The following is a 13,465-nucleotide window of genomic DNA, read 5'->3' as shown; positions in this document are numbered from 1 at the left end:
CACGCGCTTCGATCGTCTTGATCGTACGAACCGAGACAGTTGACGCGCTTGATAGGTCCTGTATCGACCATCTAAGAACTGCGCGCGCAGATCTAAGTTGCTGGACAACTACCATTGCGCCGAGCCATATTTGCACTTAAGGTGCAATTTATGCAACGCCGACCTATCCACCCTTTTGTCGACTGGCGCTCCGAATTCCGACGCCTCGAGGGCGCCTACGCTCCGTCCACCATGCGCAGCTATCACGCGGATGTCGAGGCTTTCGAAACCTGGTGCAACGATCGAGCCATGTTCCCCTTTCCCGCAGAAGTCGACACCGTCTGCCGGTTCCTCGAGGACCAGGGACGGACGAAGGCGCCCTCGACCGTGCGGCGACGCCTTTACGCCATCCGCAAGGTGCATCGCCTGCTGCGACTGCCCGATCCGACACATGACGAGGACATCAACCTCTCCCTCAGGCGCGTCCGCAGGGGCAAGGCCATTCGTCCGAAACAGGCGAAGGGCCTTACCCGCGACTACCTCGACCGCTTCCTCGAAATCCAGCCCGACACGCCCCGCGGTCTGCGCAACCGCGCCATGCTGTCGCTGGGCTATGAGCTTCTCACCCGCAGGTCGGAACTGGTAGCTCTCAGAAACGACGACCTCGACGAGAGGTCGGACGGCACCCTCCGCGTCCTCATTCGTCGGAGCAAGGCAGACCCCTTCGGCGCAGGGCGCATTGCCTTCACCTCCCATCGGACTGCCGACCTGATGCGGGAGTGGCTTGATTTGCGCGGGCAGGACATCGACTGGCTGTTCTGTCCAGTTTACCAGGGCAAGCCCGTCAACCGAGACCTCAGCACGACGACCGTCAAGAGGCTCGTGAAACAGGCCGCCGAACGCGCCGGGCTCGATGCAGCCGTGGTGGGGGAGTTCAGCGGTCACTCTCTGCGGGTGGGGGCGGCACAGGATCTGCTCACGCGAGGCTTCGACACGGCCGCCATCATGCGCGCTGGCGGATGGAAATCGGTGAACGTGCTCGCGCGCTATCTTGAACTGGCGGAGCACAACGTCTGGGCGTGACTCGTTGAGTTTCAGTCAATCCTTTAATTCAGCCTTCACAACTACATAGCGACCAACGCAGATTGCGTCCATGTCGGTCCTCAAGAAGCAATCCACGGCCTGCTCTGGCGTATCCACGATGGGTTCGTTTTCATTGAACGACGTATTCAGAACCATGCCGACCCCTGTTCGGGACTTAACGGCGCCAATCAAGAGATGGTAGAGCGCATTGGAAGTCGGGTCGACGCTCTGCAGCCTTCCTGTTCCATCGACATGTGTGATGGCAGGCAGACGTTCGCGCCATTCCGGTCTGAGTTTCACGACATGCATCATGAAGGGTGAGTAGATGTCCTGCTCGAAGTAGGTGGCCACATCCTCACGCAGAACGCTTGGCGCAAAGGGACGGAAGCTCTCGCGCCGCTTGATCTTCGCGTTGATGATGTCCTTCATTGTAGTGATGGCCGGGTTCGCGAGGATGGACCGGTTCCCGAGTGCTCGGGGCCCCCATTCGCTCCGCCCCTGGTACCATCCGACCACCTGTCCATCGGCAATCAACTGGGCGACGCGCTCCACAAGCGGCGCGTCCGCGGAATATTCTTTCACCGGCAGACCGGTCTTCTCGACGGCACTGCGATGGCGAGCGTCACTGTATTCGGGTCCCCAGAAGGCGTGCTCCATATGGAAACGCTCGGTCGACCCAATGACGTTGTGCCAAGCCCAGAATGCGGCACCTACGCACGTGCCGTCGTCCGATGACGCGGCCTGCAAGTAGGGAGACGTGAACTGCGTTTCACGCAGGATCCGCGCATTAGCAACGCCGTTGAGCGCACAGCCACCGGCCATCACGAGTTGTTCCGTTTCGACCATTCCGTGAAGACGATTGAGGCAGTGCACGGCCGCTTCCTCGAATCTGACCTGCACCGAACGAGCGATATCCTTTTCACGCTGGGTTAGGGTGCCGCGTGCCGCCGGCGCGCCCAAGGATTTTCGAACGACATCGCGCCAGAGACGTCCCATCACGATATGTTCTCGGTCGTCCTTTGAACCTGACTCGCCGCCCTCGTGCATCCCGAAGGCGCCTTTCGCTAGCCTAAACCAGCCATTTTCGGGCAGCTTGACGAGCTTGCGCATCAGTTCGCGGTGGACGTCTTCACCATAGGGGGCAAGCCCCATGACCTTATATTCTTCCCCGAATTCATCGAAGCCGATGAACTGACAAAGAGCAGTGTAGAAGAAGCCCAAGCTGTCTGGGAGCGTGACGCGATCGAGGACGTCAATTCTAGGTCCCTCACAGCGGGCCGCCATCGCCGAAGCAAAGTCCCCGGATGCGTCGTAGGAGAACCCAGCGGTAAGTCCATCGAAGGGGGAGCAGTAATACGAAGAAGCGATGTGGGCTAGATGATGTTCGACTGGTACTGTTTTGAAAGTGGCCAGCGACGGGTCCTCATCACAGACCTGTGCAAGCTGATCGAGCATGGATTGCGTCTTTTTCGAACGCGAAACGTGTTCCAGCGCGGCGCGCCCACCGGTGACTGGGTGCTTCATCACGTAACGTATCTTTGCTCCCCGGTTCGCCTTCGTATCACGGGGTAGAGCGATATGGGTCACGTCGGAAAGCTTGAGCCCGTTGTCGGTCAGCAGCCAACGAACCGCATTTTCGGGAAAGGCCGGACTGTGCTTCTCCCGAGACCCCAGCCGTTCTTCGGCAACAGCGCCAACAAGCTTTCCATCGACGACGAGGCACGCCGCAGAATCTGCATGGAAGGAATTCAGGCCAAGAATTGCGGACATATCGAAACCTCGAATGACGAAGGTTGGTTGAAGCGCTTGTTACGCGACGCCTCTAATGTGACTCAGTCTAACCGTCTGGCGTCCGGCGGAGCGCTGCCGGACGCGACGCTCTCGTAGTTACTCATTATCTTCTCGTCGACGCTCTGCCAGCCGAAATCACTTTCCATCCATGACCAACCGCGCTCACCCATATCGCGTAACGCGGAGCGTTGGAGAGCGGTCGCCTCAACCAGAGTCCGGTCCAGCGCCTCGGTCTCAAGGTCGAGCCACCGGCCACAGCGATGGTCGCTAAGGCCGCTGCGAGGAGCGTTCCGGGTGGTGACGACCGATATGCCGTGCGAGAGCGCCGCGGCGATCACGAGGCCGAAGAACTTGGCTTTAGTGGGAAGGACGACAATGTCGGCGGAACTATAGAGATCGGACTTCACCTCGCCAGGATCGGCGCTCTTTGAATGGGGAGGTCTTGTCGCCTCCGCGGACATAGCCTCATGGCTCCCAGGGAATAGGGGATTTCACGATCTGCCTCACGCAATTGCCGAACATCAAGCTCCAAGGGATCGGAATATGCGCGCGGGGATAGACATGGAACCTCAGGCTTACTGTCGCAGCGAATTTGGGAAGTGGCTGGAGCCGCAAGCGCTAGAGTGAGGGTTGCATGGCAGGACACAGAGGACACTGGCAGATTGTTCGCGAATCGTCGATTTCCGTGCAGCGTGGTTTTCTCGGTATTCTGCGAATTAGTCACTGCACTACACATTCGGGGCGCTCTCCTTCGCCAAGGCACCATGCATAGGTTGCTGCCATCCGTTCGGCTATACTTTCCCAGCCAAACTCGCGCTTCATCCATTCGCGGCCGCGCCGACCCATAACCAGGCGCTCCTCCGGTGAGATCGCTAGGGCACGGCGGAGTGCTGCCTCAAGCGCCTCTACGCCGTGGTCGACCCACCAGCCGCAGCGCTCCTCAACAAGCCCCGACCACGGTGCACCTTTGCTCGAGATCACAGGCGTTCCTGTCGCCAAAGCTTCGGCAACAACCATGCCGAAGTTCTCGTTCAATGTCGGCAGGACGAACAGTCCAGCTTCGCGATAGGCACTCCATTTGTCATCACCACGGAGCGCATCTTCAAAACAGACACGCGGCACTGCGAGACGCACCACCTGCGCCTCAAGCGCTTCACGACAGCCGATCTCCGACGGCCCCACAATGCGAAGCCGCCAATCCGGAAAGTCGATGGCGAGACGCGCCCATGCCTCGATCAGACGATCGATCCCTTTTTTCGGATGTAGTCGACCCAGATACAGGATCGTGTATGCCGGATTTGGCTCGCCGACCGGGATATGGATTCCGTTCGGTATCACGGCCACCGGAGCGCGCAAGGACATCCTTCGAATATCCTCATACTCGGCGACGCTTGTTGCATGAAAGCAGTCGGCCAATTCCAGGGCGTTGTGCTGCGCGAGCGCCCACATGACCTTCTTTCGGCGGGAGGAAAAGGCCAGCGCCTCGGGACCAAGCATCCCGCGTGGTGAGACCAGGAAGGGAACGCCGTGCCGGGCAGCAATCCGTGCCGGACGGATGTTGGGCATCAGCCAAAGCCCGTGCCCGTGGATGACGGCACCTTTCCTCGCAGCCTGATCCAAAGCGTTTATCAGGGACGTTGAATACATCAGGTGCTTGACACCGGGGACCCACGCCCAGTCCTGTTGAAAAATTTCAAGGCCCGGTTCCGACATGCGCCGACCTATCGCCATGACCACGCTATCGGCGCCCAATGAGCTGACCGCCTGTGCCAGGGAAACGACGGAATAACTTGGACCAGAGGCCTCCTCATCGACCGAAGCCACGACATGCCGGCAAATCATTTTGGTTTGGCTATCCACGATCAATCGAATAAAATCGACATACTGAATCCTCACGCCGCCGCTGTCAGGCGATACTTCCCTTTACCCGCTCGAAGCCAGGGAAGACACAAGGGAACGACCCATCTTGCGATCAGATATGCAACCAGAATGCTCACAATGAGCCCTCCGATAACCTTTGTTATGCTTGACTCCAGAGCCATCGCACCGAGAAGAATTGCGCTAATTAAAGCCATGCCAAGTAGGCCTCGAGTGCGTGGCCCTCGCACGAACCATCTGTAGACCCGGCCCAGTATCAGGCCATAAATGAAGATGACCACCATCATCCCGATGGTACCGAAGTCGATGTAGGTTTCAGCGATATAGCCGATGCTGATCGACGTGCCGACATCATAGCTCGAAACGCTCAATCGCGTGTAGTAATTGGTCCGTTCGCTGTCATGGATTGCTGACTTTTCCGGAAACAAAATGCGAGGCATGAAAGGTCGACTGATCGCGTCCAACCAGAGCGCACCATGTTCATGCGGAACTACTGCCGGTACTCTGTCGAGGACGACCGCGAAGAAGTCCACATAGCTTATTCGGTTGATTGACTCTTCAACAGCATCAGCGAGATCCCTAGAATCAAGGCGTGCAACCATTTGCGCCAGTGTTGTGATGCTTTCGCCATAGTTAGCGGTCACGACTTGTGCTCGCTCTCCGGCGCTAAGGAAATAACGGTATTCTACCTTTACCGCGGTCCAGACAACCGTCACCGATACAAGGATCAGGGCCACTGCCGTGAGGGAAACAAGTCGTCTTCCCGAGATCTTCATGCCCGCGGCCGCCATCGCCAAAATTGTTATGAAAAAGACCGTCTTGAAGTCGGAAAAATAGCTCCCCAATCCGAGGGAAAATTCAAACAGGAACGCCACCAAGAGGTACCTTCTATCCGCGTCGGGCCGGACGAACGTGGCATAGGCCAGGACCCAGAAAAAGGCCCACTTCATTGTCGCGAGGGCCAGCAATGGTTGACTGAGGGGCGGAACGAAACGCGCCAGGAAGAGCGCAGCCGCTGCACCAGCTGCGCCCAATAAATAGAGCCGGAACCAAGACCTCGTGTTCCGCGAGAGCACGATTTCGCGGCACAACTGTCCGTCAATCCCGCGCCACCGTCCGACGCCAGCGCGAAGGCCGGCGGCGAGAGACAGCAAGGCCAAAAGCGAGAGCGTAGATGCCAAGGACACCTGCCCGCCTGCATATGAAAGATCGGCAACATCAACGCCTTTGAAATTAGCATGAAAAATCCGTGCGCTGGCCTGAAGCCACTGGTAGCCAAAGAGCAACAAAAGGATCGGGGATTCCCCGGGGCGCCAGAGAAGCGCGCTACCGACAAGCAATATAGTAACCGCTAACAGCGCCAATGGCAGGTTCGGCCCGAATCCGAACAGCAGCAGGATTGCGACTGCGACGGGAAGTACGGCAGGCGGTAATGGCGAGCGGGCAGGCGTTGTCATCCCGGTATCCTCATTGAGGGGCCATTCGCCTGATTGCCTGAAAGGCTGTCTCGATGCCGTCGACCGCATTCGACAGGGAGTATCGCGAGATCTTTTTAGCGATCTGTGCATTATCCGGCGGCTGGTCAAGCAACTGCGACAGTCGCTCAGCCAAGGCCCGGACATTGCCCGTGGGAAAGGTTGCCCCCGCGATGCCATCGGCTGCGAGGTCCGGCGCGCAGCCGCAGGCATCCGACACCACCACTGGTGTGCCGCAGGCAAGCGCTTCGTTGGCGACAAGGCCCCAAGTCTCTGACGAGGATGGCAGCACGAGTAGGTCTGCTGCAGCATAGGCAGCCGGCATGGCCGACTGGTTCTGGAACCCCAGCATATGCAGAGGCACGCCGGCGGCATCCGCTCTTTGCCACATGGCCGCATCAAGTTCGCCTGAACCGGCAACGAGCAATTGCACATCTCGCCCGTTCCGGCGCAGAAGAGCTCCGGCATCGATGACGTCAAGCGGCCGCTTGAACGGTTGCAGCTTGCCGGCGAAAAGCAACACCTTCGTATGTGGTGCGATGCCTAGCTTCTGACGCAAGGTTGTGCCTGCCTCGGCACTCGACCGCTCCGCGAACCAGGCGTTATCCACACAGTGGGGCGAAAAGAAAAGCCTTTCTCCAGGATAAAGATAATGACGCCAATAGTCCTTCGAGCGTGTGCCAACGTAGAGCGCCGCATCGAAGGTGCGCAAGAAAGCCGGATAGGCCACTGCCTTGGTGGCCCTTTTTGCGAAACTACGTTTGGTCTGCAACTGGCTATCGCCGCGCACCATGACGGGAATGCCCAAGCGCTTCGCCGACATTATCGCCTGCGCATAGCCCCATAGGTGCCAGCCAGTGAGCAGCACAGCACGGAAGCGACCCTGCTTCAGTGCTGCAGCGATGCCCGGCGTGCTGACACCCCTGAAGTGATGCAAGCCAGGACGAATCGCAGCATTCTCCAGAAAGCTGCTTTCATAGCCAGACAGCAAATCAACATCCCACTCGAAGCCAAGATCGAACCCTGCTTCGGCCTGATCATGCGCGGTCACTTGGTGAAGATAAAATACCTGCACATCAATCCGCCGAGCCAGCTCACGAAACAAGGGCGCATAGTATTGTATCGGATGCGAGCTCACAACGGCGAAGGTCATGGTTTATCGAGAATGCCCGCGAGAAACGCATAAAGACCCGCCTGCCAGAGATTGGTTGTCAGGACATGTCCTTTCCTCTTCCACAAGATATTAGGTTCTAAGCTGTATGTCATGAAACACTGATTCTGAGTGGAGCGGAAGGTCACTTGGCTACAGCAATGCCTCGCGCTACTTGCAGCACGCCCCTGCAGAAGATACAAGACCCATAAAAAACAGCATGTGCTTTCCAAACGCGTCCGATTTTTGAAAGATTCGATCAAGCGTCACCTAGAAACTCCAATCGCCTAGGAATTACCAAGCCTCAAGATGCGCCATTATTATTTAAAAATGACGCAACACTTCTAGAAAAGTTTGCTGCGGCCAATGATTGACTAAAATTTTCCCGGACATGCTGCTTCGCAGCATTTCCCAGTCGGCATCTCTTACTGACATTTAGCAGTGAAGAGATTGCAGTCGCTAAGCTACTTGGGCTTTGTGGATCAATCAGTAAACCAGTCTCCTCATCAATTGCCATTTCAGGAAATCCGCCTGATCGAGCTGCGACTACGGGCAAGCCACAGCTACCGGCCTCCAGAATCGTCGTTCCAAAGGGCTCCTCGATCGCAGGAGCTACAACGAGATCGAGATCTCCGTAAATCTCTTCACGGGAATCAACGAAACCCATCCATCTAAAATATTCCGTAAGATTATTAACTTGAATCATATCCCTAATCGTAGCTGCGTATTCAGTTGTGTCGTTACCAAAAATGCGTACCTCAATCATAGCTCGCTCGTGAGGCGACAGCAAACCGACTGCGTCAATCAGTACGTCGTGCTTCTTTCGCGCAATTAGCTGTCCAATGATTCCGATCCGCAGCTTGGCGGAATCAGATTTCTCGACGAACTCGAGTGAAGGCGCGCCATTGTGGACAGTTCGCACTGAAATCCTGCTACCAGCGACTGCGATGACCTTATCTCGGATGAAGTCTGATACCGTGATGATCCCACGCGACCTCGCAAGCACATATCGCCCTATCAGTGAGGACCAGTGTCTGCTGGGCACGTCATGAACGTGCAACACCACAGGAACACTCTTTGGTATTACTTGCAGAGCTGTAACCGCAAACTCAACGCTGGTTAAAACGACAACATCAGGGCAAAACCTACGAATCACAGACCGCAACTGCCTAGCAGCCCCCGCAAAATGCAAAAATCCGTCTGCATTCCAAACTGGCTTTGTCAAATAAAAGCGCCCAAGTTTGATACACATATGCGGAATGCCCGCCTCGGTCAATTTCGCAGAGTATTTACCATCATTCCAACCACTAATGACAGAAAAGCACTCATGCCCCTGATTCTGCAACTCCTTCATTAGTGAAAGCGTCACGACTTCCAGGCCCCCAATATAACTTCCTCCAGCGAAGAACAGAAACCTCACTGCGATATCAATATATAGGAGATGAGCTCAGCACAGTCAAAATGTATAGCGGGCTGAAGCAAGGAGGCGTACATGAAATCATTGCGTACGGCGCTTCACGCGCTCATCAAATTTTGCCGACGCCAAGTCCATCGCCCTTCCCAATCTGGATGCGCTCTCGCGGGCCGAGAACTCGTCAAAGGCCGACCAATCTACTTGATCAGCGTCATAGTCAAAACCGACTGCGAAATGCTGCAAGGCCGCTGACACCTCGGCAATGCTCGGTAGGCGATCTGTGGTGTGTGTCACGGCGAAGCCAGCGCGACTTTCTCGAAGCACATCCACGGCCGTGCTGGCGTGGTGGAGCATGGCAAATACCGGGCGTCGGGACTGAACTGCTTGATAGACCTTGGAAGGAGTATAGTGAGCTTCGGTGGAACCAAGGACAAGAATGCCGAACGCCTTGGTCAGATGGGCAAGTACGTCGAGATAGCCGATCCTATTGGGGTGTTCTCGGACTTGGCCGCTCACTCCTAGCCGCTCCGCCACTGGTACTACGTTGAAACCATTGCGATCATTTGGCGATTTTCCCGTGCCGATGAAGTGCAGTCTGAATCTTTTGGCAACTTCCGGATTCTCTCGCTTAAGAAGTGCCAGGCCTTCGAACAGCCGTTCGAGAACGCTGTATGCCTTTGGCAGCATAGCTCCAGCATACACAAGATGCAGGTGCCCATCATCTGGGTCGAAAAGTTTCGGACGTTGGGAGTACACACTGGGCGCGACGAAATCGGCACTCGAAAATCCATAAGGCATCGCGGCCTGCACTGCAGTGGTCTCAAGCTGCGGATTTCGTTCGATGACACCCTGGTAGTAGCCTGAGGCTACTCCTGTAATTAGACTGGCATTCTTTACAGCCCAGGGTTCTAAACGCTCACCGAGTTTGTATGAGAACCAGGCCTTAGAGAACCGCACTTCAGCCGGCGGCCACATTTGCACCCAAGGATCGATATAATCAATGCCAAACGGTAATGGCATACGTCGATATGCAAGCTGACCTAAAACAGAGGAGTAAAACGAGGGCACTGTAATGAGGAGAAAGTCTAGCCTGTTGGCCCTACGTAGTTTCTCGATGGCGGCGAGATGCCATGGCAGAGCCCGAACTCCAATGTCGCCAATGGTGCGCACCGGTTTTGTCGGCGCCGCTCGAGTATGGATAACCTCGAGTTTTGGATCGACGAGGGAGTTCAAGCCCCAATCGAGCTCTTCTTCGTAGTGGCGCCAGTGTGTTGTCACTATGATCGGTCGCCAGCCGAACTCAGCGAGGTGCTGGCTGAGTAAGCGCGCCCGATGCACCCCCGCGAGGTTGCTCGGCGGAAAGTGCGGGGCGACAATGGCCACGTTGCGCGAGCGGCCTTCGTCCGTCATCCTCATGCCGTGTCTTGCCTCAGTTCGCTACACTCGGCGACAGACAGACAGTCTGCCTGATGCGCACGATTGGCCCGCCGCGGTACCGACAGAGAGGCCACAGCGTGCAACCCGAATTTGCGCGATGCAAAGAAATCGATGACATCTGATGAAGGTCCGTAGGCTTGTGGAAAAAGTGAGCCTTCAATCAGAATCACTTCGATATCCATCAAGGCGGTTTGCCGAGCATTGGGCGCCTCGGTTTCCGTGCCCTGAAGATCCAAATTCAGAAGCGCTCGATCGCCTCGCTTCAATGTGCCGCTCAGAAGCGTATCAGCACTCCGCACTGGCACTGTCCTCAGTGCTGTCCTTTTTTCCGGTTTTTCAGGTGCCACATGTGCTCCAGTTGTTGTGCACTGTGGGTCCACTACCGGACGCAAGCTTCGCCATTCATCGCGCCCAGCGCGACCGGATAGAATACTTAGCCGGGAAGTGCGAAGAATTTCGTTACAGTTTGCCAACATGCCGGTTACGGTTCAGTCATGTGGGCGGTGGCAGAAGAAGACAGTCGCTTGGCGAGCCTCGAAACGTCACGAACGTTGGCCCCACCATCTAAAATCCTTCTCGGATCGTAGCTTCCTTGGGCAAGACTGCGCAATGTCGATTGAAATGCGTCAATTCGGTTCTTGGCTGGGGCTCGCCCGATCCTATATGGTGCATGCAGAAGCAGCTTTTTAAATCGTCTCAGCATTTAATGCCTTGTATAGCAGATCGAATTAGGTTGCGCTCAACGTCCCAGTTGTAGCGCTCCTGGCCGAGGCGCCAGATTTGCTCGCGCAGTGATGCGAGGCCGTCGGGAGCACTAAGCAGTCTGTCGATCAGCGCCGCGAGGGCGGGTGCATCGTCGACCGGATAGACGAGGTCGGCAAGTCCCGATTCAGCCGCGAAGCGCCGCTGCGCGGGCGTTGCCGACATTAGCGGTGGCAGGCCGGCCAGCAGGAAAGAGAAGAGTTTGTTGGTCAGGCAGACCTCCCGATTGCGGCTCACCGGCACCTCGGAGGCGAGACCAAGATCGTGATGCGCCGCGAGATTCTCCATCTGATCTGGTGAGGCAGGTGGGAGGACATGGACGCGGCCTTGAGCGCCAGTTTCTCCCGCGATCTTTTCAAGCTGTGCGACGTAGCCCACGGCCGGCGTACCGCGCAGGTAGAGATGTGGCCGATAGGCGGAAAGACCGATGGCGCGTACGGCGCATTCGAGGCCGCGGTTTGGTCCGATGGTTTGCGAAAACCAATAGAGTGAAGGCCTGGGTGCGGCGCTTCCTTGGGTCGTTGGCGCGGCCGGCGCCTGGCTGCGAGGAAAGACGTTAAGCACCACGTGCGGCGGCTCAATTCCATAAGTCTCCACCAGCGCCTCAGCGATCAACGGGGATGCGGCGGTAACATAGGCACAGCTCGGCAGGTAGCGGCCCTCGATGGCGTGCACCAACCGACGTTCTGTGTCATAGGCCGGATCATCAGGCCATTCGCCCAAGTGAAAGTCCTCAGCGTCGTAGGCGTACTGTGTTCCGTGGCGGCGGGCAGCAGCTGCGGCCGCCGGCAACGCTGCGGGATAGTGTGCAATAAAGAGGTCAGCTGATCTGGCAGAGGCCGCCCGGACTAGATGCCGTGACATTGGACTCAGCGCCAGCATATCGAGGCGCCTGCTCGGCGTGAAAGTTCTGAGCAAGCGTGCCACTATCTGCAAAGAACGGCCCAAACGCCAGAGCCAACGGTTGTCAAAGGTCACCCGCTTCAGGCGCCAAGGTGCGGCGGCCATAATGGACTGATCCCGCGGCTCTACGAAATCGGCCAACTTGGTAGCGATCACCTCCACATCGTATCCTGACATATGTAGCGTATCAGCTTCTTTCACCACACGAGGGTTCGAGCCGAGCTGACCTGGAGTGACGATAACAACTCGCTTCCGACAGTCCGATACAGCACGGGTCTCTAACGTCAATTTCGCCAATCCTGTGGATCAGTCTCTTGTCCGCACCGCCTCAGCCCTTCAGCTACAGCCCCCCGGAGGGCGGATCGGTATTCGGACCATTGCCACCCACGAGCCGTCTCGAGGGCGGCCTCGCGCATACCGGCAAGGGCGGTGCGATTATCCAAGCACCAGCACAGCGCGTCTGCAATGGCTTGGGCATTGCCAGCCTCGATGATCAGCCCATTCACGCCGTGGCGCACTAGGTCCGAGGCCCCGGCCTGGTCCGTGGTGATCACCGGCAGGCCCCGAGCGAAGGCTTCGGTCACCACCATTCCGAACCCGTCGGAGAGTGTCGGGAACATCAGCACGTCCGACGCTTGAAAAGCATCGAACAGAACCGGGCGCACGACCGATCCATGGAAAGTCATCCCCTCGGGAGCCGGCTTCCAGAGGCGGTCCGGCAGCCCGATCGCGCCAAAAATGTCGGCTCGCGCATGTGCGGGATCCATATTGCCGCGCCAAGCCTCGGCAAACAGATGGGCTGCCTTGCGGATTGAAAATGTGCCAGCCCAGATCACGCGAAGCGGGCCGTGCGGATCAGGTGCGGCAGTCACCGCCTCCAGAGGTGCTGGGGCGCCATAGGGTACAGCGAAGGTCTTCTTAGGATCTGCACCGCCGGCGATATGCGAAGCCCGAGTGAGCGACGAATTGGTTATGATCACGTCAGCCGCGCGCATCTCGGCATCGCGACGAGCCTGACGCGTTTCGAACAGCGCCTCGAAGTAGGCATCATCAGGGGTGCGCAACTCGGGATAGATTTCCTTTTGGGCCCTTTGCAGTGTCTCGAACTGTCGGCTGTTCAACGATGGAAAATCGAGAATTTTGGCAATGCCGAGCCGGTCTGCCGCTTCAAAAGCTTCGAGCGCGGAGTACTCGTAGGCATAGACGGCCCCGACCCCTCCGCGGGCGATCCGCCGAGCTGCGGCTCGAGTGAAGTCCTTGGACAGGTAGTCCCAGATCCTGTCAACGGTCCGGGTCCGAGCGCCGCCGCTGGCGGCGGCGGTATAGAGAATCTCCAGGAGCGGGCGCGTTTCGATCTTGTCGTCCGGAAGGGCCGTGATCGCTCGGCGCTCCAGTTGGGTCAAAATACTTCTACCCCGCGGGACGACGGGCAGAATTCGCGCCAGTGGACCGGATCGACAATGTGCAAAGGACGTGAAATATGCCTCAAGCCCTCCGACTTCATCAAAGGCCCGCGCAGCCTCCTGCCCAAAAATGGCTGTGGACGGAAACGCAACGAGAGTTTTCATTAATGTTAATTCCAAAGGCTGACAG

11 protein-coding genes are annotated in these 13,465 nt (G+C 57.4%); 1 reads left to right on the top strand and 10 read right to left on the bottom strand.

Features of this window, described 5'->3' with window-relative positions; all coding sequences use genetic code 11:
• Positions 1-150 precede the first annotated feature (150 nt).
• Complete coding sequence (locus C8D95_RS20700) at positions 151-1,062, top strand: tyrosine-type recombinase/integrase (RefSeq protein ID WP_109761107.1); 912 nt, start codon at positions 151-153, stop codon at positions 1,060-1,062.
• 15 nt (positions 1,063-1,077) lie between these two features.
• Here C8D95_RS20700 and C8D95_RS20695 read toward each other — a convergent pair whose 3' ends face one another.
• From C8D95_RS20695 to C8D95_RS20650, 10 genes are all read right to left on the bottom strand, one after another.
• Entirely contained in the window at positions 1,078-2,832 is a 1,755-nt protein-coding gene (locus tag C8D95_RS20695) for a carbamoyltransferase family protein (RefSeq protein ID WP_109761106.1), read from the bottom strand.
• A 62-nt stretch (positions 2,833-2,894) separates the two neighbouring features.
• The gene (locus C8D95_RS20690) at positions 2,895-3,314 is read right to left on the bottom strand and encodes a glycosyltransferase (RefSeq protein WP_109761105.1); all 420 of its coding nucleotides are present in this window, start codon (positions 3,312-3,314) and stop codon (positions 2,895-2,897) included.
• Positions 3,315-3,573: 259 nt separating this feature from the next.
• Entirely contained in the window at positions 3,574-4,749 is a 1,176-nt protein-coding gene (locus C8D95_RS20685) for a glycosyltransferase (protein ID WP_109761104.1), read from the bottom strand.
• Positions 4,746-6,188, bottom strand: a complete 1,443-nt coding sequence (wzy, locus tag C8D95_RS20680) for an O-antigen polysaccharide polymerase Wzy (RefSeq protein ID WP_164721588.1) — start codon at positions 6,186-6,188, stop codon at positions 4,746-4,748. The genes C8D95_RS20685 and wzy overlap by 4 nt, the downstream gene beginning before the upstream one ends.
• A gap of 10 nt (positions 6,189-6,198) precedes the next feature.
• Positions 6,199-7,359 (bottom strand): glycosyltransferase family 4 protein, encoded by a 1,161-nt coding sequence (locus tag C8D95_RS20675; RefSeq protein ID WP_109761102.1) that lies wholly within the window; start codon positions 7,357-7,359, stop codon positions 6,199-6,201.
• Positions 7,360-7,660: 301 nt separating this feature from the next.
• The gene (locus C8D95_RS20670; protein ID WP_126918509.1) at positions 7,661-8,776 is read right to left on the bottom strand and encodes a glycosyltransferase family 4 protein; all 1,116 of its coding nucleotides are present in this window, start codon (positions 8,774-8,776) and stop codon (positions 7,661-7,663) included.
• A 78-nt stretch (positions 8,777-8,854) separates the two neighbouring features.
• Positions 8,855-10,186: a glycosyltransferase family protein gene (locus C8D95_RS21835; protein ID WP_126918510.1), complete on the bottom strand. Its 1,332-nt coding sequence runs from the start codon at positions 10,184-10,186 to the stop codon at positions 8,855-8,857.
• Entirely contained in the window at positions 10,183-10,554 is a 372-nt protein-coding gene (locus C8D95_RS21830; RefSeq protein ID WP_146203018.1) for a hypothetical protein, read from the bottom strand. Before C8D95_RS21830 ends, C8D95_RS21835 begins: the two co-directional genes overlap by 4 nt.
• A gap of 349 nt (positions 10,555-10,903) precedes the next feature.
• A complete protein-coding gene (locus tag C8D95_RS20655; RefSeq protein WP_126918511.1) occupies positions 10,904-12,160 on the bottom strand; it encodes a glycosyltransferase in 1,257 nt (418 codons plus the stop codon).
• A complete protein-coding gene (locus C8D95_RS20650; RefSeq protein ID WP_109761097.1) occupies positions 12,157-13,440 on the bottom strand; it encodes a glycosyltransferase family 4 protein in 1,284 nt (427 codons plus the stop codon). Before C8D95_RS20650 ends, C8D95_RS20655 begins: the two co-directional genes overlap by 4 nt.
• Between the last annotated feature and the right edge of the window lie 25 nt (positions 13,441-13,465).

The sequence above is a fragment of the Silicimonas algicola genome, from assembly GCF_003148765.1.
Lineage (GTDB): Bacteria > Pseudomonadota > Alphaproteobacteria > Rhodobacterales > Rhodobacteraceae > Silicimonas > Silicimonas algicola.
This window is presented reverse-complemented; position numbering and strand designations above follow the sequence as displayed.